The organism is Chloracidobacterium sp. (genome assembly GCA_016711345.1).
Classification (GTDB): Bacteria; Acidobacteriota; Blastocatellia; order Pyrinomonadales; family Pyrinomonadaceae; genus OLB17.
In genome coordinates, this window is the sequence record JADJTD010000001.1 from 3,013,221 (window position 1) to 3,035,172 (window position 21,952).

The 21,952-nt window shown below is 48.8% G+C and carries 23 protein-coding genes and 1 tRNA gene; 19 read left to right on the plus strand and 5 right to left on the minus strand.

What is annotated here, in order from left to right:
- Positions 1–31 precede the first annotated feature (31 nt).
- The 5 genes from IPL32_12455 (at position 32) to thiD (ending at position 3,086) form a co-directional block, all read left to right on the plus strand.
- On the plus strand, positions 32–199 hold the full coding sequence (locus tag IPL32_12455) for a hypothetical protein (GenBank protein ID MBK8466632.1): 168 nt from the start codon (positions 32–34) through the stop codon (positions 197–199).
- Between the two features lie 41 nt (positions 200–240).
- Positions 241–1,059, plus strand: coding sequence for a hypothetical protein (locus IPL32_12460; GenBank protein MBK8466633.1), 819 nt, complete (start codon positions 241–243; stop codon positions 1,057–1,059).
- 286 nt (positions 1,060–1,345) lie between these two features.
- The gene (locus IPL32_12465) at positions 1,346–1,636 is read left to right on the plus strand and encodes a hypothetical protein (GenBank protein ID MBK8466634.1); all 291 of its coding nucleotides are present in this window, start codon (positions 1,346–1,348) and stop codon (positions 1,634–1,636) included.
- Entirely contained in the window at positions 1,633–2,265 is a 633-nt protein-coding gene (locus IPL32_12470; GenBank protein MBK8466635.1) for a thiamine phosphate synthase, read from the plus strand. The genes IPL32_12465 and IPL32_12470 overlap by 4 nt, the downstream gene beginning before the upstream one ends.
- Positions 2,262–3,086 (plus strand): bifunctional hydroxymethylpyrimidine kinase/phosphomethylpyrimidine kinase, encoded by an 825-nt coding sequence (gene thiD, locus IPL32_12475; GenBank protein ID MBK8466636.1) that lies wholly within the window; start codon positions 2,262–2,264, stop codon positions 3,084–3,086. Before IPL32_12470 ends, thiD begins: the two co-directional genes overlap by 4 nt.
- Here thiD and IPL32_12480 read toward each other — a convergent pair whose 3' ends face one another.
- Positions 3,087–3,917, minus strand: a complete 831-nt coding sequence (locus IPL32_12480; GenBank protein ID MBK8466637.1) for a hypothetical protein — start codon at positions 3,915–3,917, stop codon at positions 3,087–3,089.
- 176 nt (positions 3,918–4,093) lie between these two features.
- Here IPL32_12480 and IPL32_12485 point away from each other — a divergent pair, with 176 nt between their 5' ends.
- The 6 genes from IPL32_12485 (at position 4,094) to ppk1 (ending at position 9,573) form a co-directional block, all read left to right on the plus strand.
- Positions 4,094–4,366: an acylphosphatase gene (locus tag IPL32_12485; protein ID MBK8466638.1), complete on the plus strand. Its 273-nt coding sequence runs from the start codon at positions 4,094–4,096 to the stop codon at positions 4,364–4,366.
- Between the two features lie 12 nt (positions 4,367–4,378).
- A complete protein-coding gene (locus tag IPL32_12490) occupies positions 4,379–4,900 on the plus strand; it encodes an adenine phosphoribosyltransferase (protein MBK8466639.1) in 522 nt (173 codons plus the stop codon).
- A 17-nt stretch (positions 4,901–4,917) separates the two neighbouring features.
- A tRNA-Arg gene (locus IPL32_12495) sits at positions 4,918–4,994 on the plus strand.
- Between the two features lie 306 nt (positions 4,995–5,300).
- Positions 5,301–6,944: an NAD(P)H-hydrate dehydratase gene (locus IPL32_12500; GenBank protein ID MBK8466640.1), complete on the plus strand. Its 1,644-nt coding sequence runs from the start codon at positions 5,301–5,303 to the stop codon at positions 6,942–6,944.
- The gene (tsaE, locus tag IPL32_12505) at positions 6,934–7,383 is read left to right on the plus strand and encodes a tRNA (adenosine(37)-N6)-threonylcarbamoyltransferase complex ATPase subunit type 1 TsaE (protein ID MBK8466641.1); all 450 of its coding nucleotides are present in this window, start codon (positions 6,934–6,936) and stop codon (positions 7,381–7,383) included. The genes IPL32_12500 and tsaE overlap by 11 nt, the downstream gene beginning before the upstream one ends.
- A gap of 69 nt (positions 7,384–7,452) precedes the next feature.
- A complete protein-coding gene (ppk1, locus tag IPL32_12510) occupies positions 7,453–9,573 on the plus strand; it encodes a polyphosphate kinase 1 (protein ID MBK8466642.1) in 2,121 nt (706 codons plus the stop codon).
- Here ppk1 and cyaB read toward each other — a convergent pair.
- On the minus strand, positions 9,570–10,127 hold the full coding sequence (gene cyaB, locus IPL32_12515; protein ID MBK8466643.1) for a class IV adenylate cyclase: 558 nt from the start codon (positions 10,125–10,127) through the stop codon (positions 9,570–9,572). The genes ppk1 and cyaB overlap by 4 nt on opposite strands.
- Positions 10,128–10,352: 225 nt before the next feature.
- Here cyaB and IPL32_12520 point away from each other — a divergent pair, with 225 nt between their 5' ends.
- Together IPL32_12520 and IPL32_12525 are read left to right on the plus strand one after the other, a co-directional pair.
- Positions 10,353–10,796 carry a BrxA/BrxB family bacilliredoxin gene (locus IPL32_12520; GenBank protein ID MBK8466644.1) on the plus strand — a complete coding sequence of 148 codons (444 nt, stop codon included), beginning with the start codon at positions 10,353–10,355 and terminating at the stop codon, positions 10,794–10,796.
- Positions 10,797–10,983: 187 nt separating this feature from the next.
- Positions 10,984–11,439 carry a PilZ domain-containing protein gene (locus tag IPL32_12525; GenBank protein MBK8466645.1) on the plus strand — a complete coding sequence of 152 codons (456 nt, stop codon included), beginning with the start codon at positions 10,984–10,986 and terminating at the stop codon, positions 11,437–11,439.
- Here the strand turns inward: IPL32_12525 and radA are convergent.
- Positions 11,436–12,800: a DNA repair protein RadA gene (gene radA / locus IPL32_12530; GenBank protein MBK8466646.1), complete on the minus strand. Its 1,365-nt coding sequence runs from the start codon at positions 12,798–12,800 to the stop codon at positions 11,436–11,438. The genes IPL32_12525 and radA overlap by 4 nt on opposite strands.
- Before the next feature lie 557 nt (positions 12,801–13,357).
- Here radA and IPL32_12535 point away from each other — a divergent pair.
- From IPL32_12535 to IPL32_12560, 6 genes are all read left to right on the plus strand, one after another.
- On the plus strand, positions 13,358–14,476 hold the full coding sequence (locus tag IPL32_12535; GenBank protein MBK8466647.1) for a TRAM domain-containing protein: 1,119 nt from the start codon (positions 13,358–13,360) through the stop codon (positions 14,474–14,476).
- Positions 14,477–14,493: 17 nt separating this feature from the next.
- On the plus strand, positions 14,494–15,171 hold the full coding sequence (ispD, locus tag IPL32_12540; GenBank protein ID MBK8466648.1) for a 2-C-methyl-D-erythritol 4-phosphate cytidylyltransferase: 678 nt from the start codon (positions 14,494–14,496) through the stop codon (positions 15,169–15,171).
- A 5-nt stretch (positions 15,172–15,176) separates the two neighbouring features.
- Complete coding sequence (locus tag IPL32_12545; protein ID MBK8466649.1) at positions 15,177–15,659, plus strand: 2-C-methyl-D-erythritol 2,4-cyclodiphosphate synthase; 483 nt, start codon at positions 15,177–15,179, stop codon at positions 15,657–15,659.
- Positions 15,660–16,114: 455 nt separating this feature from the next.
- Positions 16,115–17,428 (plus strand): thymidine phosphorylase, encoded by a 1,314-nt coding sequence (locus IPL32_12550; GenBank protein ID MBK8466650.1) that lies wholly within the window; start codon positions 16,115–16,117, stop codon positions 17,426–17,428.
- A gap of 6 nt (positions 17,429–17,434) precedes the next feature.
- Positions 17,435–18,490, plus strand: coding sequence for a BMP family ABC transporter substrate-binding protein (locus tag IPL32_12555; GenBank protein ID MBK8466651.1), 1,056 nt, complete (start codon positions 17,435–17,437; stop codon positions 18,488–18,490).
- A gap of 3 nt (positions 18,491–18,493) precedes the next feature.
- The gene (locus tag IPL32_12560) at positions 18,494–19,987 is read left to right on the plus strand and encodes an ABC transporter ATP-binding protein (protein ID MBK8466652.1); all 1,494 of its coding nucleotides are present in this window, start codon (positions 18,494–18,496) and stop codon (positions 19,985–19,987) included.
- Positions 19,988–20,053: 66 nt separating this feature from the next.
- Here the strand turns inward: IPL32_12560 and IPL32_12565 are convergent, their stop codons facing one another.
- Both IPL32_12565 and coaD read right to left on the minus strand, forming a co-directional pair.
- Positions 20,054–21,244 (minus strand): pyridoxal phosphate-dependent aminotransferase, encoded by a 1,191-nt coding sequence (locus tag IPL32_12565; GenBank protein ID MBK8466653.1) that lies wholly within the window; start codon positions 21,242–21,244, stop codon positions 20,054–20,056.
- A 90-nt stretch (positions 21,245–21,334) separates the two neighbouring features.
- Positions 21,335–21,826, minus strand: a complete 492-nt coding sequence (coaD, locus tag IPL32_12570) for a pantetheine-phosphate adenylyltransferase (protein MBK8466654.1) — start codon at positions 21,824–21,826, stop codon at positions 21,335–21,337.
- Positions 21,827–21,952: the final 126 nt, after the last annotated feature.

A 21,952-nucleotide genomic window follows, 5' to 3' on the forward strand; every position in this document is an offset into this window, starting at 1 on the left:
TATACATTGTCATTTATGGTAGAGTAACGCTGTGACTAAAAAGCTAAAAAAAGACCCTATTGCAAAGAATATCCGCAACGAACGTCCTGTGTCACTGCACGGCTGGACAGAGGAAGACGCACTGCGACGTATTCTATCCGCACCGCCTAAGCCACTAAAGGAAGTGAAAGCGAAGCGGAAAAAAGATAAAGACAAATAAATCTATTGCTCACTTTTCTTTAACTGATCCTGATGTGACTTATGCGGGAAGAGACACCATCGCCACTTACCAAGCAGCCACAGGAAGGCAGCGCACCACCACAAAATATACAAACTCCATTTTATCGCAGCAAGAAAGCCATAAGCGGTGGCATTGGTTTCGCGGTTGGCTTGGCTTTTCTGACCTTTCTCATCGGTGGCATTTCCGCCGCCGCTATTCAGTTTTACATCACTACGCTCTTGAGTTTCTTGGTGTTGAGCGTAATTGCCATTCAGGCTGAAATCTATTCGAGGCAAGCTAAGTTGATGCATGACGGTTTGACTGAAACCCGAAATCTTATCAAGCAAGCTGACCGACATTTTAATATCTCGCAACGACCAATTCTTGTAGCGCTGGACGTCGACGCCCCCGTCAATTGCGATCAATTTCTCAAACCCAAAATAAAAATTGCGAATCACGGACTTGGAACGGCTACTGAAATCAATTTGTGGTTTGCCGTCACGATGAACAGTTCTTTCCAGCGCAACCCCAATAAATCCCAAATCATTTACGTTGACATCTGCACTCCGCAAGACGAAATAAACGCACTTTTGCTTTACACCGAAGAAGACTGGAATTTCATTGATAGAGATAGTTTTTTGCAAATTGTCGAACGTCAACAGCAAACTCTGTACGTCTATGGCTGGGGTGATTATTGGGATATTGAAGTTGAACAGCGATATAATTTGGATACTTGGGCGTTTCGTTGGACGGCTGCTGAGGGCTGGGTGAAAGATGCAGCAATCATTTCGCTTAGTAAAGGTATTCAAGAAGCGGCGGGGAGGTTGGGGATCAACACAAGCGGTAATGACGTAGGCTAAGAGTGCGCCACCGATAACAGCGGTCACAAACCTGAATTTGTCTCGTATCACCATTTAGGTCGATTTTGGTATCTCATGTGGACAAGCCACGATATTTTTTCAAAAATCGTGGAATTTGGCGATTTTTACGACCTTAACTTATTAAATTACAAGGTTTAAACCGTTCCACTTAAGGTGTGGAACGATGTGGAACGATGAAAACGAAGACTGCGTGAAAAAAACGGTGGGACACTGGGACACCTCGGACACTTTGGTGACACGGCCCAATCGCTTATACTCAGTGCTTATGGTTGAACGTCTGACCGTTATTTTTTTGATCATCCTTTGTGTGCTGCTTGGGTTTTATCTCATTCTGGCGCCTTGGGATGCTCTGTTCGGGCCTTGGGGGCAGAATTATTTGCTGGTTTATCTCACCGACAAGACCGGCACTCCGATCATCTCGAAAGTGGTCGCGTCAAACTGGTTTCGCGGCGGCATCACAGGCCTCGGAGTCCTCAACCTCATCATCGCAGTTTGGGAAACCGTCCACTTTAACCAAAGCGTAAAAATGCTGCAAGGCGGCGACACGAAGCGGTGAGCCTTTCCTTTGACGGCACCATCATCTATCTGATCACGAAAGGCGAGGCGACGCCCGCGAACTTCGACGCAAAAAGCGGTGAGATATTGGATATCATTCGCCTTGCAGTTGAAGAGAAAGTTTCGCTCGTGCAGATCCGTGAAAAGGCTCTGACTGCTCGACTGTTGATTGTGCTCGCTTCGCGGGCGGCGGAAATTACTCGCGGTTCGGCAACGCGATTGCTCGTGAATGATCGAGCCGACATCGCGATGGCCGCCGGAGCCGACGGCGTTCATCTCGCGGCTGATTCGCTTGCGGTCGATGTTGTTAGAAGTAACTTTCCAAAGAAGTTTATCATCGGAGCATCGACACGTTCTTTTGAAGAAGCTGCCAAAGCATCCGAGGCCGATGTTGACTTTGCAGTGTTCGGGCCTGTATTTGAAACTCCCGGAAAAGGACAACCAAAAGGGCTCGCGGAATTATCAGAAGTTTGCGACAGGCTGCCGGCATTTCCGGTATTGGCTCTCGGCGGAATAGATGAAGGCAATATTTCGTCTGTTTTAGACGCCGGAGCAGCAGGTTTTGCCGCAATCCGAGCGTTGAACGATCCGGAATCGCTGCGGTCAATTTGCCGCCAGTTTAGGAAATGAAAGAAGTTGTGATACAGCCGGTTTGTTTGACGGTCGCGGGTCTTGATCCATCGGGTGGCGCAGGCATTATTGCGGACATAAAGACGTTTTCGGCCTTTGGATGTTTTGCGGCGGCGGCTGTTTCTTCTGTGACCTTTCAGAATACGACCGGAGTTTTTGGAGCAGTGCATCAGACCGCAGATTCTGTTCGCAGGCAAGTCGAGCCTGTGCTGGATGATTATGATATTGCCGCGTTAAAAACCGGAATGCTGCCGACGCGCGAGATCATCGAGGAAGTTGCGAATATTATCCGCGAACGCAACCTCAAAAACATCGTAGTCGATCCTGTCGTGCGTTCGACATCAGGCTTTGACCTGATAGATGACACTGCTTTGACAGTACTTATCGAAAAACTCTTTCCGGTGGCTGATCTGGTAACGCCGAATATCCCCGAAGCGGAAAGGATCGCCCGCATGAAGATCGAAACGCCCGAAGATATTCATAAAGCGGCCGAAATAATGCGTTCATTAGGCGCGAAAAATGTGCTTATAAAAGGCGGACACTTGTTGAGTGCGGAGTGCGGAGTGCGGAGTGCGGAGTTGGGATGTAGAACGGCTGCCGATTATTTGTTTGTTGGTAACGATATGAGAGTTTTTGAGTCGGAGTATATTGAAACCACAGCAACACACGGCACAGGCTGCACTTTGGCGGCAGCGATCACGGCAAATCTGGCTTTGGGAAATGATCTCTCGGAATCAGTAGAAGTAGCGAAGGATTTTGTAACCGAAGCGATACGAACTGCTCCGAATCTCGGGAAGGGGAATTCGCCGATCAATATTTGATCATTTAGCGGGAGTGAGAATGCTTGGCGTAACATATGTGACACCAAAGGTGATGCCGGAACGCGGGCTGAATTCGGTTAATCCGAAAGCTGCGGCGGTGTCGAATCTAAGTCCTGAGGCTTTGATCTGCGTTCCGATGCGAAACTGGCCGATGCTTTCGGTGCCAAGCGGTGCATCGCCACCGCGAGTATTCATGCGGCCGTTTACTTCGCCCACAATGTTTACTCTGTCAGTGGCTCGGTAAATGCCGGCAAGGCCGTAGAGAAAGACATCGTTCTGTGTAAAGCGTTCGAGCGGAGCGGTCATTATGCCTAAACCAAGATTGCCAAAGGCGTTAAATTTCGAGGTTTGAGCTCTGACGCTGCCAAACTTTTTCTGCAGCAAGATCTTCGTGAAGATGTTGATCTGATTGGTGCCGATACCGAGAGCTTGATTGGTATTTGGCATTTGATAACCAAACTTGAGCCCGATGGCAGGCAATGTTTTGCCTTCGTTTCGGAGTTTGATCTTTGCCGAGATCGTAAAATCGTCAAAGTCGTTTGTCGAGTTTCCCGTGAACGAGAGCGGAATGGCTGATGGCCCTTGCGAGTTGATCGCTACGTAATTTTGTATCGAGCCTTCGATCTGCATCTCGACATTTGCCGCAAGCCCGGTGCGAATACGGATGTCGCCAACACGCGTCATGTCGCCCGTTATACCCGAAAGCGGAAATTTGGCGTCCTGATAAAAATCGACGCCGGCGGCAAGATCAAACGCACCGGCAGGCGTGATATCAACATCGTCGGTCAGAAGAGGCCTTTGCTGAGCGTGCAGAGTCGTTGCTGCAAACATGAGAATGAGGAAAAAAGACAGCCGCTTCATGAGACCAATTTTTGCATTAACTGTTTTAAAGTACAAGGCGCACACCGCGGTAAAGGCGGTACATTTAGCATATGTGTTTCGCCCTTACTAACGTGCGGGCTTGCGCATACAGTCTCAAACTTGCAAAATTATTTAGACGGGAATCGATGATCGCGAGAAAATATTTGATAAGCGGACAGGTGCAGGGCGTCGGATATCGCTATTTTGCTCAGCGTTCTTCGGCAAAGCATCAGATTCGCGGCTATGTAAAGAATCTCAAAGACGGCCGTGTCGAGGTGTTGGTAGAAGGAAATACTGCGGCCGTCGAAGCATTCAGACAAGATCTTGCGGCCGGTCCGGCTAATTCGCGGGTCGGTCAGATAGAAGAGTTGGTCATCGAGCCAAGCAATTTATATTCAACATTTAGGATCGAAAGATAAGAACAGATAAGAATGGAAAATTTACGAAAATTGATTCGCGAGGTGCCTGATTTTCCCAAACCGGGCATTAATTTTTATGACATTACGACGCTCCTGCTCGATCCCGAAGGGCTCGAAAGCACGATCGACGCCTTAACCGAAAAGTGCCGTGGAATGAATATCGACGTGGTGCTGGGCGTTGAATCGCGCGGGTTTATCTTCGGTGCTCCGCTAGCGTATCAGCTCGGCGTAGGATTTATTCCGGTTCGCAAGCCCAAAAAGCTGCCTGCGGAAAAGGTTTCGATCTCTTACGATCTTGAGTACGGACAAGACACGCTTGAAATGCACAAGGACGCGGTTGGCGAAGGCCATAATGTGCTGATCGTTGACGATCTACTTGCTACCGGCGGCACGGCACGTGCGGTTGTCGATCTTGTTGAAAGCGTAGGCGGAAAGGTCCCCGGATTGCTATTTGTAGTCGAACTGGACTTCTTGAAAGGCCGAAGCAAATTTGACGGCCACAATGTGCAATCGTTGATCAATTTCAAATCCTGATATTTTCGATTTCGCTGGTTCCCGTAGCTCAGCTGGATAGAGCGTTCGCCTCCTAAGTGAAAGGCCGCGTGTTCGAATCACGCCGGGAACACCAAATTTTACTTTTTGTATATTTTCTTGTGAAAGAATATCGAAACAGCCTATGTTTATTGGCTCCCACGGCAGTTGATTTTGTGGAAACGTCTGCCGAATAGCAGTTTCTATTATATGAACGGAAGAAAAGCGTGTTCCTGCACAGTGGCAAACATTTTAGCCGCCACTGTAACGCCAGAGGTCTGTTCGGAATTTCCAAATCTAAAGGCAAACCGCATTGTTAAAGCAATGCGGTTTTTCGTATTCTGCCGTTACGATCCCAGCAAGACGAACCAACAGTTACGTTTTCTATGATAAATTACAATCAATGCAAAAAGTGCTGACAGCCGCGCAAATGCGCGAGGTCGATCGCCTCACGACCGAAAAATACGGCATTCCATCGATCCTCCTGATGGAAAACGCCGCCCACGCCGTCGCTCGCGTCATCACTGAAAAACTCGGCGGTTCGGTTGAAGGTCGGCGAATTTTGATCTTATGCGGAAAAGGCAACAACGGTGGTGATGGCGCTGCATTGGCTCGTATTTTATGGAATCAAGGTGCCAGTTGCTTTGTAGATTTGATTGGTTCGGTTAGCGAAACAACCGGCGATGCGCGTATAAATTTTGATGCCGTAAAAGCTATTGATGAGTCACCTGATACAAACGGCCCAAATGAAAATTGTCTGCTGATTAATGAAATCTCAGAGGACAATCGTGAAACATTTTTCTATAACTGGCGGAGTCAACATATTTGCGTCTTCGTTGATGCTCTATTTGGCACAGGCCTGACGCGTCCATTAGAAGGTTCGTTCAAGAAGATAGCCGAGGCAGTTAGTCGAGCAAAGGAACGACATCTATTTGAAAAAGTAATTGCAATTGACATGCCTTCTGGCCTCGATGCAGATTGTAAAATAAACGGCTCTATTTGTGCGAATGTTGATGTGACAGTTACTTTTACTTCTCCAAAGCCAGCAAATATTTTACCGCCCGCGTCAAATTTTAATGGTGAGCTAATGATTGCAAACATCGGTTCGCCTATGGAGTTGATCGATGAACAACCATCTAATCTCTATTTGGCAGAGAGGGAAGACTCAGCTAATTGGCTTAAAGAGGCCACATTTTCGACTAGTGACTATAAAAACACCCGCGGACACTCACTTATTATTGCTGGTTCGGAAAGCTATTCGGGGGCGGCGGTTTTGGCAGGTAATGCGGCGATGCGTTCGGGCGTTGGGTTGGTGACGGTTGTTACGTCTAAGTCGTCGAAGGATTTGGTTGCGTCAAGGATTTTGCCTGAGGTGATGGTTCGCGGTGTGGCGGAAACTGATGGTGGTGCGATCTCCGAAGAGGCGTTTAATGAAATTGGTGAGCTATGGAGCAAGGCGGATTCGGTTGCCATTGGCTGCGGGCTTTCGCAGGATGAAAGCACGAGGTTATTTGTCAAAAAGGTTGTCGAAGATAGGCGACAACCTACAATTGTTGATGCGGACGCCCTTAACCTCCTCTCGCCATTCGACGGCTTTGCGGCGAATGGCGAGAGTCAATGTCCTCTGATTCTCACTCCGCATGAGGGCGAGTTTATGCGGCTGCTCGGCACGACTGACAAAGAAGCGATAAAAGACCGCGTGGCAGCGGTTCGTGATTTTGCAGTAAAGCATAATGTCATTCTTGTACTCAAGGGCGAACGCGTTTTGATCGGTGAGCCTGGAGGCAAGGTCGTTGTAAATCCGACAGGGAATTCGGGGCTTGGAAAGGCGGGAAATGGCGATACGCTGGCGGGTATTCTCGCTGGGTTTGTCGCGCAGGCATCGGTGATGAATATAGATATTTTCGAAACTGTCGTCGCAGCGGTTTATGTCGCCGGGATGGCAGGAGATGTCGCGGAAAAGAAATACGGCAAGCGTGTGATGACGGCGTCTGATGTTCGCGAGTGTCTTAGCGAAGTCTTTGAAGGGTTTAAGAATGAAAGATAAGAACGTCGTTTGTCATTCACCTGAAGAAACTTTTGCTCTCGGCGAACTGATCGGCGGCGAGCTAAGCGGCGGCGATGTCGTTCTGCTTTACGGCGGGCTTGGCGCGGGAAAGACACTGTTGACCAAAGGCATATTGAATGCTCTTGAGTTTGATATTGATGAAGTTACGAGTCCGAGTTTTACGCTCGTAAATTTGTATAAGACGGCTACTTTTGCCGTTTATCATATCGATCTGTGGCGGCTGGATGTTTCGCAAGATACTGCCTCGGCGGTTGGGTTGGAAGAGATAGTTGAAAACGAGAATGCGATCACTATTATAGAGTGGGCAGACAGGCTGGGTGATGTCTCATTCCCAAATCGGACAATTTCGATCAAGGTCGATGGCGATGGCGACGAGCCCCGTAAAGTGCAAGTAATCGTTGAGCCTGAAAAGATTTAACATGAATTTTCTTTGTTATGGCTGCGGCATTTCATATAATTTAGGCCGCCACATATGTCAGTTTTGGATATGAAATCGTCAAAAACGCCTCCGCAGGCACAGCCGGAGCCAACAACTGCCGAAGAATTCGACGGACAGAGGCTCTTTAATCGTGAGCTTAGCTGGCTTGAGTTCAACCGGCGTGTGCTCGACGAAGCGACCGCAGAAAACTTGCCCGTGCTCGAAAGGCTGAAATTTCTCGCGATCTTTTCATCGAATCTCGATGAGTTTTTTATGATCCGCATTTCGGGTCTAAAGGAACAGATCGACGAGGGCGTAGGTGAACTTTCGGCGGACGGAATGACAGCAACGGAACAGCTTGCGGCTGTCTATAAACGTCTGCGCCCGATGCTCAAGCGGCAAGTTTCGTTCCTTAGCGCAAATGTTTTTCCGGCTCTCAAAGAAGCGGGAATCACGATCGAGGCTTACGCCAGCCTTAATGCGAAAGAGAAGAAGGTCCTTGATAAGTATTTTCGAAATAATCTGTTTCCGATACTGACGCCGCAGTCGGTTGATTCTAGTCACCCGTTTCCTTATGTCTCAAATTTGAGCATCAACCTCGGCCTTTATATCGAGCCGAACCGGGCTTTTACACAGGCTAAGTTGAAGCACCTCTTTAAACAAAAACGATTTATAAGGATCAAGCTGCCGCCGACTGTTCCGCGTCTTATTCCGATCAGTGAAAAGGACGGAAGATATGCGTTGCTCGAGGAAGTCGTCGCTGCGAACGTCGCCGAGCTTTTCCCGCGTATGAAAACGAGCGAGGCATTTCTATTTCGTGTGACGCGCGACGCCGACATTGAACTGCGAGAGGACGAGGCAGGCGATCTTATGCGTACGCTCGAACGCGAGCTTCAGCGCAGGCGGGATCGTTTTGCAGTACGGCTTGAGGTCGCGGCTGCGATGCCGCCAAAGATGGTAAAGCTGCTAACGACAGGCACAGGCCTTACGGACGACGATGTCGAGATCATAGACGGCTTTATCGACATACCCGATCTTATGCAGCTTCATTCGCTGGACCGTCCGAGGCTCAAGGAAAAGCCGATCGTGCCGGTCGTGCCTGCGGTGTTGCAAAAGAAGGAAAACATCTTCGACGTCATTAGAAAGCAGGATATTTTGCTGCATCATCCTTACACTTCTTTCAGTACGGTCGCAGATTTTATTTCGCGTGCTGCCGAAGATCCGAACGTTCAGGCGATAAAAATATGTCTTTATCGAACCGGAAAAGATTCGCCGATAGTTAATTCGTTGATTCGGGCGAGTCGGCTGGGCAAACAGGTCACAGCTCTTGTTGAATTGAAGGCGCGCTTTGACGAAGAAAACAATATCGAATGGGCTCGGCGGCTTGAGAACGAAGGTGTTCACGTCGTTTACGGTATCAGCACTTTGAAAACGCATTCAAAAGTTTTGCTTGTCGTTCGCCGCGAAAAAGACAAGCTGGTACGATACGTTCATCTAGCGACCGGTAACTACAATCCGTTGACGGCTCGCATGTACACGGATATTGGCTTGCTTACAGCGGACGAAGAGATCGGCGAAGACGCGAGCAGTCTGTTCAATTTTTTGACGGGATATTCGCAACAGGACAAATACAAACGGCTGATCGTCGCGCCTCTGCATTTGCGTGACAGGCTGATCGCACTTATTCGTCGTGAGGTTAAAAACAAGAATGCGAACAAGGACGCTCGCATCATTTTTAAGGCAAACAGCATTACCGATGTTCAGGTGATCGAGGAGCTTTACAAAGCTTCTCAGGCAGGCGTCGAGGTAGATCTGATAATTCGCGGGATATGTGCTCTTCGGCCCGGCGTAAAAGGTATGTCAGAGAATATTCGCGTTCGCTCGATCATCGGACGGTTTCTCGAACACAGCCGGATCTTCTATTTTGCCAACGCCGGTGCCGAAGAGGTTTATATCGGCAGCGCAGATCTGATGCACCGCAGCTTTGATACTCGAGTCGAGCTTGTAACGCCGATTCTCGATCCTGAGGTCAGGGAATATCTCAAGACTGAACTTCTTGAGTCTTATCTAAAAGATGACGTCAACGCGCATATCCTGAAACCGGACGGTACGTACAAAAAACTCACTCATCGCGGCGACAAAGCCTTTGACTCGCAGATGCATTTTGTCGGGGTAGATAATTTAGGTTAGACAGCGGCTTTCTTTTCAAATCTCGCTTCTGTTACTTCGCCGTTGGCTTTGCCGTATTTGAGGGTCAGGCGTGGATAACCGCGAGCTTCGACCTCGAGTTCGTCCGCTTTAAGTAATTTTTCGACCTTCAGAATATCCTTCATCGAACCTTCTATCTCCATGTAGTATCCAAAAGGAAGCTCGTCGAGAACGACTTCAACATTGCCAAGATGCCACGCTTTTCGGTGTTTTTCGTAAACGACGGAAAGTTTATAGCCGAGCTTTTCAATTATGTGTTCCGTCGCTTCGACATCGGATACGTTGGTTTCAAATTCGATCTGGTGCTTGAAATCGCCATTGGTCACGACCTTTTCCTTATAGGTGAGAGTGTTAACGGTATTGGTCTTGCGAAGGCGAAGATACGCCGTCCTGGCTTCAAGCTGGCCGCCGCGATGTAGATAGTTTTCCTCAAATGTCTCGTAGGAAAACGTCGCACCTAGCTCGCCGAGCTTAGCTGCAAGCTCGACCAAACGTTTCTTGTCGATCCGGTATTTCTTTTCGATCTCGATTGCCATTAGTATTTTTTGTTCTGTGTTGAGCGACAGAAAATCATTGTAGAGAAAAGAAAACGGCAGGGCAAACAGAGGCTGGAGTTCGTCGTCATGCTTGACTTTTGAAGCGTTGACACGGATACTTGAAAAAAAGGTCAAGTTTCATGGCCTTGTATTTTTTGCGATCTAAGATCTCAAATTTCAAATCTGAAATTGTTTGTATTTATTAGTTAGATAAGAGGAAATTTTATGCCATATCCAGAAATCATGATCCACGGAATGCGTCAGGAGCTCGCGCAGCTTGGGATCGAAGAAACCACAACAACGGAAGCAGTGAATGAAGCGGTAAAAAACACAGACGGTACGCTAATGGTCGTTGTAAATTCAGTTTGCGGCTGTGCTGCCGGCGGTGTTCGCCCTGGTATTGCAATGGCCTTGCAAAATTCGCCGAACAAGCCTGACCGGTTGATCACTGTATTTGCCGGTGCTGACATCGATGCGACCGAAACTGCGCGAGAGTATTTTACAGGTCATATGCCTTCGTCGCCGTCAATCGGGTTTTTGAAGAACGGCGAGTTGGTGCAATTATTCCAACGTAGTGACCTCGAAGGCCGTCCGCCGCAAGTGATCGCACAGGCGCTGGTCGATGCGTTCAACACGCATTGCACAAAGACAGAAGCTGCGAATAACTAATCATCGATCAAATGCGCAAGCCCGCACGTCTATAAGGGCGATACGTTCAATGCTGAGTGTATCGCCCTTACTAACGTGCGGGTTTTGCACAAACTCAATTGAATTAAAAGTGTTGCGTGCCAGACGGCGGAATCGTTAAGATATAAGCAGGCCGTTTGAATTCCGCTTTTCTTTCGCCAGGCACCAAATGTCGATCAATCAACGACAACACATCCGATTTTCGCTGGATATTCCGGCGATCATCTACACAAAATTCGGCGAGAAACAGGAAACGAGGCTGCAGCAGATCAGCATTGGCGGATGCTTTACGGGCTGGGAAGAGAATATCTACATCGGCGACGAATTTCGTATGGAGATCGAACTGCCGAACAAGAATTTTCTGCCGCTCTATTGCAAAGCTCTCTACAGATTTGACCACACCGGTATCGGGGTCAAGTTTATCGACATCTGTGAATTTGAACAGGCACTGATCTCAAAAATAATAGAGCACCGACTCGATATCGAAGGCGTTCCGCTACAGGTCGATCCTTTCGTCACGCCTCCAACCTTTGCCGCTGATGATCCAAGCCCGCGCGTTACAGACATTCGAGCAAAACGAGATTCAGTTCTTGAAAAGTTGATGGTCGGCGATGATGGAGTTTAAAAAAGCTCATCCATTGCCTGTTCTAAGTTTTTAACTCCAACAACACGAATTCCCAACAACTTCTCCAATCCTTTCTTATTTGATTCGGGCAGAATCAGTTTCTTAAATCCGAGCGTTTGAGCTTCGCGGGCTCGGGCTTGGGCTTGGAGGACGCCGCGGATTTCGCCGGTTAGGCCGACTTCGCCGAAGACTGCGGTTTCTGGGGGAACTTGCAGATTGCGAAAGCTTGAGGCTATCGAGGCAATGACGCCGAGGTCGGCCGCTGGTTCGTCTATCTCCATTCCGCCTGCGACGTTTACAAAAACATCGTCTCCCGCGAGTTGGAAGCCGAGACGTTTTTCGAGAACCGCGATAAGCAGCGATGCACGATTGTGGTCAAAGCCCTGCGTCATTCTTCTGCCGGTGCCGAATTTTGTGCCGCTTACAAGTGCCTGAATTTCGACAAGCATTGGCCGCGTACCTTCCATGCACACTGTTACGACGGAGCCTGTGGCGTTTTCGGGACGTTCTTGTAAGAACAATTCCGACGGATTGCCTACCGGAACGAGGCCCGAGTTTGTCATTTCAAAGACACCGATCTCGTTTGCCGCACCAAAGCGGTTTTTTGTCGCGCGGATAATGCGGTGGTTGTGATGGCGGTCGCCTTCGAAATATAGGACAGTGTCAACGATATGCTCGAGCGTTTTTGGCCCGGCGATGGAGCCTTCTTTTGTGACGTGTCCGGTGAGAAAGACCGGCGTTGCAGTTTTCTTTGCGAAGGTCATAAACTGCGCCGCAACTTCGCGAACTTGTGAAACGCTGCCCGGAGCCGACTCGATCTGGTCACTGAAAACTGTTTGGATCGAATCGACGATCACAAAATCCGGGCGAAGCTTATCGGTTTCGCCTAAGATCGCCTGGAGATTTGTTTCCGGCAGTAGAAAAAGATTTTGTGCCTCGACGCCGAGACGTTCGCCTCGCATTTTTATCTGGCGTTCCGATTCTTCCCCCGAGACATAAAGCACCTTCGTGCCGTTTTGGCCGAGTTTATCAGCCATCTGCATAACGATGGTCGATTTTCCGATGCCGGGAGCGCCGCCGATCAGCACAAGCGAACCCGCAACGATGCCGCCGCCCAAAACGCGGTCGAGTTCGTCGATGCCGGAAGCCGTGCGGTCGTCATCCTGCGCCTCAATATTGCCGTATGCAATGGGAGTTGATTCGCGATAGATCGTGCCAGACTTTGCAGCGATGGCTGTTGGGCGAAAGCGTTCTTCGACCATCGTATTCCACTGTTCGCAATCGGGGCATTGACCCAGCCATTTGCGGGCTTGAGAGCCGCAATTTTGGCACACAAAAATTGTCGCCGGTTGTTTTGCCATTAGAAAGCAAATAATAGCATGCGATAAGACTCGCTCGCACGTTGTAAAGGACGAAGTCTGGATCTCGATCTTGAGCCCTTTCCTCTTTGTCTTACTTCGCGTTCTTTGCGGCTTTGCGGGATATTTTTTTTCCGTTGAGATGGCAAAGATAACCGGGAGACATGCATATAGTGATGAACGGCACTATCAAGAGTTCTGATGAATCGCTGTAGGCAAAATGATGAACGAGCGTATCAGCAAAGCAGAGCTGCCAAATTTTTCGGTGGCTTTTTGGTGTTGAAAAGTGGCTTTTTGGGTTGTCTCCGATGGCTTTTTAGGTGTCTCCGATGGCTTTTTTGACAGTCACATTTGTTCTACATTGCTTTCGTGGCCTATTCACGGCGTTTTCTCCTTGGAAAGCCCGTGAGAACTTGGGCATTTTGACGACTGCTCAGGCATATATTCGTCTGAAAGAGCAACTCTATTAACCGTATATTAGTACCGCGAGAACATATTTCGTGTTAAGATTTTTTTGCATGAAGTTAGACGTCTTCATATTGAGAATAGCCTTTGTCGGCATGTTGATCCTTCTGGGTTATCTGCTGCATCCTTTTGAACGGACGCAGCGGTTTGGACTCGCAAGTATTACCGATGAGTCGATGAGACGAATATTATCAGCCGGACTTGGTGCTGCCGTTGGACTGCTGATAATCGGATTTGAGATGCGTGTTCGTCGTGCTTCGTTGAAAACGCTTATCGGCGCTGCGGTGGGTTCGATACTCGGAATTACGGGTGCCTTTCTTATTGGCGTTTTGATCTCCATACAAAAAGAAGCAGCAGTAACGGCGGAAATGCAGACCTTTCTTACGATCTCGCTTGCCTTTTTTATGGGCTACGTCGGGCTGATGGTCGGAGCCGCGAAAGGCGATTATCTAGACCTTTCGGCTCTCGGCGGCATATTCAGCGACAAGAATGTAAAACGCGATTACAAGATACTCGACACTTCCGTAATTATTGACGGACGTATCGCCGATGTTGCTGAAACGGGATTTATCGGCGGCACTCTGATAATCCCGCATTTTATTCTCGCTGAATTGCAGCAGGTCGCTGATTCACCGGATTCGTCAAAACGTCAACGCGGACGTCGTGGACTCGACATGCTTCAACGCCTGCGCAACAACAGTAAACTCGATATCCAGTTAGTCGAGACCGATTTTCCGGCAGTTAAAGAAGTCGATCTCAAGTTGATCGAACTCGGAATGCAGCTCGAAGCGGTGATCGTCACAAACGACTTTAATCTCAACAAAGTTTCGCAGCTTCGCGGCGTCGAAGTGCTAAATATCAACGAGCTTGCCAACGCCCTCAAACCGGTCGTGCTACCGGGCGAGGCAATGCGTGTTTTCGTTCTTAAAGAGGGCAAGGAATACAATCAGGGTGTCGCATACCTTGACGATGGCACGATGGTCGTAATCGACAACGCCCGAAGGCTAATAGGCAAGACTGCCGATATTGCTGTCACGAGCGTTCTGCAGACTACCGCCGGAAAGATGATATTTGGCCGGCTTTGGGAAGAGAAAGAAGAAGCCAACGCAGCGACCGATAGTTCATTTGGGATACACGACTCCCGCTCGCTCGGGTTTCGCAAAGCGACCCGCGAACTTCGTCAGACGACGATAATCGAAGAAATTGAATCGTAAATCGCGCTTTACTATTCATGAACACCGCCATCATAGTTGCAGCCGGAAGCGGACAGAGATTTGCCGGGCCGCAACCCAAACAGTTCGTTAACCTCCTCGGAAAACCACTCATAATACACACTTTAGAGCGATTTGATGCTTGTCCTGAGATCGATGATATCGTGCTTGTATTGTCTGAAGATGGCCTTGATTATTTTGAGCAGATCAAAGACAAATTTGAGATCTCAAATCTCAGATCTATAATTACGGGCGGCAAAACAAGGGCCGAATCTGTTAAGAACGCGCTTGATGCAATTGATGCAAACAAAGCCAACATCATCGCGGTCCATGACGGTGCGAGGCCTTTGGTTTCGGTCGAAGAGATCAGTCGAACGGTAATAAAGGCCGCAGAAACCGGAGCGGCATGTTTGGTTACGGAAGTTACGGACACTATCAAGGAGATCGAAGAAGAGTACATTTCATGCACGATAGACAGGAACAAATTGCGACGTGCTCTTACGCCACAGGCTTTTCGTTACGATATTCTACAGAAGGCTTTTGATGGCGTTGACCTTTCCGAATCTATAACCGATGAATGTTATCTGGTCGAGAAACTTGGTGTTAAGATCGCCTTGGTCGAAGGAAGTTCGAAGAATATTAAGATCACGCGGGCAGAAGATTTGATCCTCGCAGAAGCATTGCTGAAACAACTGTAAACACTATGTATCGAATCGGTTTTGGAACTGACATTCATCGACTTGTCGTTGGACGGCCCTTGACTCTGGGCGGCGTTCGAATTGAATCTGATTTGGGTGCAGACGGTCATTCCGATTCAGACGTGCTTATGCATGCAGCGGCTGATGCGGTTCTTGGCGCGTTGGCACTCGGCGATCTGGGGACGCATTTTCCTGATAATGAGGAACGCTGGCGAAATGCTGAAAGCTCACAGTTTGTTCGACACGCGGTCGAGCTTATCAAAGAGAAAGGCTACGCCGTTGGCAATATTGATGCGGTCATTCATCTCGAAAAACCCAAGCTGCGTCCTCATATCGACGCGATGCGACATAATCTTGCCGCCGCTCTCGAAATTTCTGTTGAAAATGTCAGTATCAAAGCAAAAACGGGTGAATCCGTCGATTCGATCGGCGAGCAACGAGCTGTCAGTGCTGAAGCCGTCGTCTTAGTGCATAAGCCTGCACGTTAGCAACGGCGATACACGCTCCACAGCATTTGAGCGGTTTCTCAATGCACCGTGTTGCATAAATAAAACGTTTGACAAAATGTGCAATTTCATGCTAGTATCTGATTGCAGAAAGTGATCATTGACGACTCAAAAAAGAGTGCGAAATTCCCGGCGAACCGATGGCACATTGTGGCGCAAAATATTTTTTTTGAAATTAGCCGGACAAGCAGAAAAATGCGACATAAACCTAATTATTACAACAGTTACACTGTCCGCAGCGGTTGCGGACACGCCGGACAACGCCATTTTGAAAAATAGATGCTAAGTCATTGCAGTACTATAGTTTACGGAAACAGGCCTGTGGCAATTTGTGACATTTGTCCGTGCGAGGTCACGATTTTTTACTTAAAACTGCTAGAATAAAAAAACAGCATTTGACGAGAGAAATAATTGAGCTTGGTGAAACTTGAACCTATATGCGCCCACAGGAAATAATCGCGACGAAACGTGACAACAAGGCACTTTCTGATGAACAGATAACTGCCTTTATTGATGGCGTGTGCGACGGAAGCTGGGCCGATTATCAGATCTCAGCGCTGGTAATGGCGATCTTTATTCGCGGGCTTAATCGCCGCGAACAGTATTCGATCACCAGTGCGATGCTGCGGTCAGGCACGATAATGGACCTTTCCGATATCGATGCTCCCAAGGCCGACAAGCATTCGACCGGCGGTGTTGGTGACAAAACTTCGCTGATTATCGCACCGCTTGCCGCGGCCTGCGGTGTTGCCGTCCCGATGATCTCGGGCCGAGGCCTCGGCCATACGGGCGGAACGCTCGACAAACTCGAATCGATTCCGGGTTTCGATGTGAACATTCCGTTTGCAAAATTCAAGCAGATATTAAAAAAATGCGGCCTTGCTCTCGCCGGTCAAACCAAACAGATCGCACCTGCCGATAAGAAGCTTTATGCATTGCGCGACGCGACAGCCACCGTGCCGTATATTCCGCTGATCGTTGCGTCGATAATGTCGAAGAAACTGGCAGAAGGGCTGGATGCTTTGGTACTGGACGTTAAGACCGGTTCGGGAGCCTTCATCCCAAAATACGCAGAGTCGTTAAAGCTGGCTAAGGCTTTGTGCGAAACAGGAAGGTCTTTCAGCGTTACGACACATGCTCTGATCACGGATATGAGCGAACCGCTTGGGCAATATGTCGGTAATGCACTTGAGGCATACGAATGTATCAAAATCCTTCGCGGCGAAGCAGAAGACGTCATGCTGCCTTCGCTCGAATTATCTGTTGAATTGACGGCGCACATGCTAGTGCAGTGTAAGATCAGCAATTCGCTAGACAGTGCAAAATTCAAGATCAAGACAGTGCTTGACAGCGGTAAGGCCCTTGAGGCGTTTCGAAAGAATATTGAACTTCAAGGCGGCAATGCAAAAGTTTGCGACAAGCCGGAATTGCTGCTTACAAAAGGTTTAGCAAAAGTTCCGGTAACGGCGACGCTGAACGGTTTCATTAGCGAGATCGATACGCTCGCAGTCGGCAACGCAGTTTCCGCTATAGGCGGTGGCCGGATTAAGGCTGAGGACAGCATCGATCATGCTGTTGGCTATTCGTGCACGAGAAAGATCGGCGACCGCGTAGAAAAAGGCGACGAGCTTGGCATCGTGTATTGCCGCCGTCCTAATCAAGCAGACGCAGTTAGCGAAAATCTGCGTAACGCATATAAAATATCCAGAGAAATCCCGAAGATAACGAAATTGATAAGAGCGGTGGTCTGATCTGATATGAAACATCGAATTTATTTGCCGGTATTGCTAATTGTTGCTGTCGGGCTATTCGTTTCGTCGTGTGTCGAGCGAACCGAAGCAAAACGCGAAGGCTGCAAGATCCGCGTAGGCATTGTTTTTGACATCGGCGGCAAGAACGACCGTTCATTCAACGCCGCAGCTTGGGAAGGCGTGAAACGTGCGCAGCAGGACCTCGATATTTGCCTCTACGATGTCGAACCGGGAAATCCGACCTCTATCGAACCGGCAATGCGAGCGTTTGCCGAGAAGAACTTCGATATGATCATCGGCGTCGGCTTTGCCCAAGGGCCGATCATGCAAAAGGTTGCGCTCGATTATCCAAATAACAAATTCGCGATCGTTGACGGCGTGATCTTTGAAGCTGACGGCAAAACGCCGCTCAAAAATGTGGCGTCACTCGTTTTTCGCGAACATGAAGGCTCATATCTCGTAGGCATGATCGCAGCTTCGAAATCGAAGACCGGAATACTCGGCTTTCTCGGTGGAATGGACATTCCTCTGATCCACAGATTTGAAACGGGTTACGAAGAAGGAGCACGGTCGATCAATCCGAATATTAGGGTCATAGATAATTACGTCGGCGTTACCGACGGTGCCTGGAACAATCCGGGCAAAGGAAAAGAACTTTCGCTCGCACAGATCGAAAAAGGAGCCGATGTGATCTTTACGGCGGCAGGGAATTCAGGCCTCGGAGCTTTCGATGCGGTAGAGCAATACGGCAAGACCAACGGCGAAGCAAACAAATTTGTCATCGGTGTCGATTCAAACCAAAACGGCGTCAAGCCTGGTTTTGTCCTCACTTCGATGGTCAAGAAGGTTGATAACGCGGTTTATGACGTTATAAAAGAACTCTTGGTCGGCAAATTCGAAGGCGGCTTTCATGTCTTCGGCCTCGACAAAGACGGCGTAGCGTACGCGATGGATGACAACAACAAATCACTTATCCCTGCTGACGTGATCAAAAAAGTAGAAGAAGCAAGAACCAAGATCGGCACCGGCGAGATCAAAGTTACGGATGCGATGGCGAAGTAAGAAATGCTCGAATTAAAAAATATCACAAAAACATTCGGCAACGTCACGGCAAATAACGACGTGTCGATCAAGGTCGAAAAAGGCACGATTCATGCGATCGTTGGCGAGAACGGTGCGGGTAAATCGACGATCATGCGTATCGCTTACGGCTTTTATAAGGCCGACAGCGGAGAGATATTGGTTGACGGTAAGCCGACGGCGATCAGGAATCCGCATGACGCTATTGCCAGTGGTATTGGTATGGTGCATCAGCATTTTATGCTGGTGGATACGATGACTGTTGGCGAGAACATTATCCTCGGAGCCGAAACCGGCTCGGCGGCGAATCTCGATCTGGAAAAGGCGAATGCCGATATTCTTGCTCTCTCAAACGAGCTAAAACTCGGCGTTGATCCGCGTGCTTATATTGAGGATCTCTCGGTTGGCCAGCAGCAGCGGGTCGAGTTGCTAAAAGCCCTCTATCGAAATGCAGAATTGCTTATTCTCGATGAGCCAACAGCGGTTCTCTCGCCGCAAGAGGTTGAGGAATTTTTCGGCATTCTTCGCCGGATGAAGGAGCAGGGCAAGACGATCATAATCATCACGCACAAGCTCGAAGAGGTTCTCGCTATCTCCGACGAAGTCACGGTAATGCGTGACGGAAAATCGGTGGGTAACGTCAAAACCTCTGAGACGACTGCAAAAGATTTGGCGCGAATGATCGTTGGACGCGATGTATTGCTTCGTGTTGAAAAGGCCGATGCAAATCCGGCAGCAACGGTCCTGGAAGTCAAAGACCTCACCGTCGGCGGCAAGCACGGTGCGGCGGTGAATGGAGTTTCGTTTGTGGTTCGTGCAGGTGAGATCGTCGGAATTGCGGGCATCGAAGGCAACGGCCAGACGGAGTTGATCGAAGCACTTTCAGGACTTACAAAAGCGTCTTCGGGCCGTATCGAATTTGACGGCAAAGATGTGACCAACCGCAACGCACGCGAGTTAAAGGAATTAGGAATCGCGCATATCCCCGAAGACAGACATAAACGCGGACTGCTGCTTCATTCTGATCTTGCGGAAAATTCCATTCTCGGCGTTCACTACCGTCCGCCGGTTGCGGCTGCAACTGGTTTTATGAACAATGCGGCGATCGAAAAGCGTGTTGGCGAGATTATAGAGAATTTTGATGTTCGTCCGCCGAACGCCGCTTTGCCGGCAAAATCGCTGTCCGGCGGCAATCAGCAAAAACTTATCATTGGACGTGAGTTTGAACTCGATCCTAAACTTTTGCTTGTTTCTCAACCCACACGCGGCGTCGATATCGGAGCCATCGAATTCATCCACCGCAAGCTGATCGGCCTGCGCGACGCAGGTTCCGCCGTACTGCTTGTTTCCGCTGAACTCGAAGAAGTCACGGCTTTAGCCGACCGCTTGCTAGTTATTCGTGAAGGAAAGATCGTCGGCGAGGTCGATCCAAAAGTCACTTCGGTCGAAGATATCGGCCTTATGATGACTGGCGGGTAGGAAGTTAGCCACGAATGCACGAATAAAAGATAGTGCCAGATAAATTTCTTATTCGTGCATGCCTTGCTATTCTTTTGCTCCAAAAATAGACTTCATTGCGTTAACAGCTCTTTCCAGATTTTCCATAGAAGTCGCATAAGAAAAGCGGATGAATCCATCTGCCCCAAATCCAGCTCCGTCGGTTGTAACTATGTGGCCTTCGCGGAGTAGATGGTCAGCAACATCTGCCGACTTTGCGAACTGGTCGCCGATCAATTCACGAACATCTACTAAGGCATAAAAAGCACCTTCGGGCATTGCACATTTAAAACCTTTGATCTCGTTCAACGCCGGTATGAACCAGTTTTTGCGGCGTTCATATTCGGCGGTCATCGAGTTGACCGCATCGATCGTGGCGTCGACGTCTTGAAGCGCTTTTGCGCAGGCGTATTGAACAAAAGATGTCGGATGCGTCGCTGAATGGCTTTGCAGTTTGACCATTGCTTTTGTCCATTCGGGGTTTGCTATTGTGTAACCGATTCGCCAACCGGTCATGGCGTAGGTTTTTGAAAAGCTGCCTGCGACGCAAACAAACTGTCGAAGTTCCGCCGGAAGCGATGCCGATGTAAACGGTTCGGCTGGCGGATATGCGAAAAACAAATAACATTCGTCCGCTAGTACATAAACGCCGCGTGCAGCACATGTTTCAACGATCTTCAGTATCTCTGCGGGCGGTATAACGCGGCCTGTTGGATTATTTGGGGAATTCAATATCAGCAGTTTGGTCTTGTCTGTGATCGCATCGGTGACCTGTTCGGCGTTCAGTATAAAATCCGTGGATTCTGTTTCGATAAAGACGCTATTGGCAGCGCAGAATGCCGCTATTGCGGGGAATGTTACCCAATAAGGTTTTGGGATCAGCACATCGTCGCCTAGGTTTAGCAGAGTGCAAGCGGCGTTAAATAACGCCTGTTTGCCGCCGCATGCCGCAGCTATTTCATCTGACTTGATCTCAGCCTTAAATCGAGCTGAATAAAAATCGACCAGCGATGACCGAAACTCAGCCATGCCTGCTGCAGAAGTATATTTTGTAATGCCATTTTGCAGGCCTTCCCAGGCGTACTGCTTTATGAATTCGGGAGTGTCGAAATCAGGTTCGCCGACCGATAGATCAATAACCTCGATTCCGCTTGCACGCATATCGCTTGCAACTTGAGCCGCGATTAGCGTCGATGACCCTTGCATCGCGGCAACATTTTTTGAAACGGGGAAAGACATAGAAGACATTTTGCCACAGAGTTCACAGAGGACACAGAGAAGGCACAGACAAAGTCAAATAATTCTCTGTGTACTTTGTGTTCTCTGTGGCTATTTCTTTTTGCTTCGCATGCGGTCTTCGACAAGCCCGGGGATCAATCCGGCTACGCGGCCGCCTAGTTCGAAGACCTGTTTCATGAGCGTCGATGAAACATAGGAATATTCTTCGCCTGCCATCAGAAATACCGTTTCGATTGATGGTTCGAGGCGGCGGTTCATTAGGGCCATTCTTAGCTCGTATTCGTAATCGCTTACGGCCCGGATGCCTCGAACGATCGCGGTTGCCCCACTATTACGGGCGAAATCAGCGGTTAGGCCGGAAAAGCTATCGACTATGAGCTTGCAATTTCCTGTTTCGACGGTCGGGATAACCTCGCGGATCATTTCACAGCGTTCTTCAACCGAAAACATCGGATGTTTGTCCGCATTATTTAGAACTGCGACGATCATCTCGTCAAAAAGCGGTGTGCTTCGCTTAATAATATCGAGATGGCCGTTAGTTAAAGGGTCGAATGAACCCGGAAAAATAGCTCGCCTCATAATAATACGAAAATGTGGATACAAAGTAATTACGATTTGTAATTAAATTGTAACTTTGCCCTTTATGGTCTATTAAAAACCAGTTATTCGTGATAACATTCTGTTTCAAATAGCGTGATTACGATAACA

Excerpts from the sequence above, each read along its gene's own strand:
- ppk1 (MBK8466642.1), top strand. The coding sequence starts at position 7,453 with ATGAAATCGTCAAAAACGCCTCCGCAGGCACAGCCGGAGCCAACAACT.
- IPL32_12555 (MBK8466651.1), top strand. The coding sequence starts at position 17,435 with ATGAAACATCGAATTTATTTGCCGGTATTGCTAATTGTTGCTGTCGGG.
- IPL32_12480 (MBK8466637.1), bottom strand. The coding sequence starts at position 3,917 with ATGTTTGCAGCAACGACTCTGCACGCTCAGCAAAGGCCTCTTCTGACC.
- ispD (MBK8466648.1), top strand. The coding sequence starts at position 14,494 with ATGAACACCGCCATCATAGTTGCAGCCGGAAGCGGACAGAGATTTGCC.
- radA (MBK8466646.1), bottom strand. The coding sequence starts at position 12,800 with ATGGCAAAACAACCGGCGACAATTTTTGTGTGCCAAAATTGCGGCTCT.
- IPL32_12460 (MBK8466633.1), top strand. The coding sequence starts at position 241 with ATGCGGGAAGAGACACCATCGCCACTTACCAAGCAGCCACAGGAAGGC.
- IPL32_12500 (MBK8466640.1), top strand. The coding sequence starts at position 5,301 with ATGCAAAAAGTGCTGACAGCCGCGCAAATGCGCGAGGTCGATCGCCTC.
- tsaE (MBK8466641.1), top strand. The coding sequence starts at position 6,934 with ATGAAAGATAAGAACGTCGTTTGTCATTCACCTGAAGAAACTTTTGCT.
- IPL32_12525 (MBK8466645.1), top strand. The coding sequence starts at position 10,984 with ATGTCGATCAATCAACGACAACACATCCGATTTTCGCTGGATATTCCG.
- IPL32_12490 (MBK8466639.1), top strand. The coding sequence starts at position 4,379 with ATGGAAAATTTACGAAAATTGATTCGCGAGGTGCCTGATTTTCCCAAA.
- IPL32_12565 (MBK8466653.1), bottom strand. The coding sequence starts at position 21,244 with ATGTCTTTCCCCGTTTCAAAAAATGTTGCCGCGATGCAAGGGTCATCG.
- IPL32_12465 (MBK8466634.1), top strand. The coding sequence starts at position 1,346 with ATGGTTGAACGTCTGACCGTTATTTTTTTGATCATCCTTTGTGTGCTG.
- IPL32_12535 (MBK8466647.1), top strand. The coding sequence starts at position 13,358 with ATGTTGATCCTTCTGGGTTATCTGCTGCATCCTTTTGAACGGACGCAG.
- cyaB (MBK8466643.1), bottom strand. The coding sequence starts at position 10,127 with ATGGCAATCGAGATCGAAAAGAAATACCGGATCGACAAGAAACGTTTG.
- IPL32_12550 (MBK8466650.1), top strand. The coding sequence starts at position 16,115 with ATGCGCCCACAGGAAATAATCGCGACGAAACGTGACAACAAGGCACTT.
- IPL32_12485 (MBK8466638.1), top strand. The coding sequence starts at position 4,094 with ATGATCGCGAGAAAATATTTGATAAGCGGACAGGTGCAGGGCGTCGGA.
- IPL32_12520 (MBK8466644.1), top strand. The coding sequence starts at position 10,353 with ATGCCATATCCAGAAATCATGATCCACGGAATGCGTCAGGAGCTCGCG.
- IPL32_12560 (MBK8466652.1), top strand. The coding sequence starts at position 18,494 with ATGCTCGAATTAAAAAATATCACAAAAACATTCGGCAACGTCACGGCA.
- thiD (MBK8466636.1), top strand. The coding sequence starts at position 2,262 with ATGAAAGAAGTTGTGATACAGCCGGTTTGTTTGACGGTCGCGGGTCTT.
- IPL32_12545 (MBK8466649.1), top strand. The coding sequence starts at position 15,177 with ATGTATCGAATCGGTTTTGGAACTGACATTCATCGACTTGTCGTTGGA.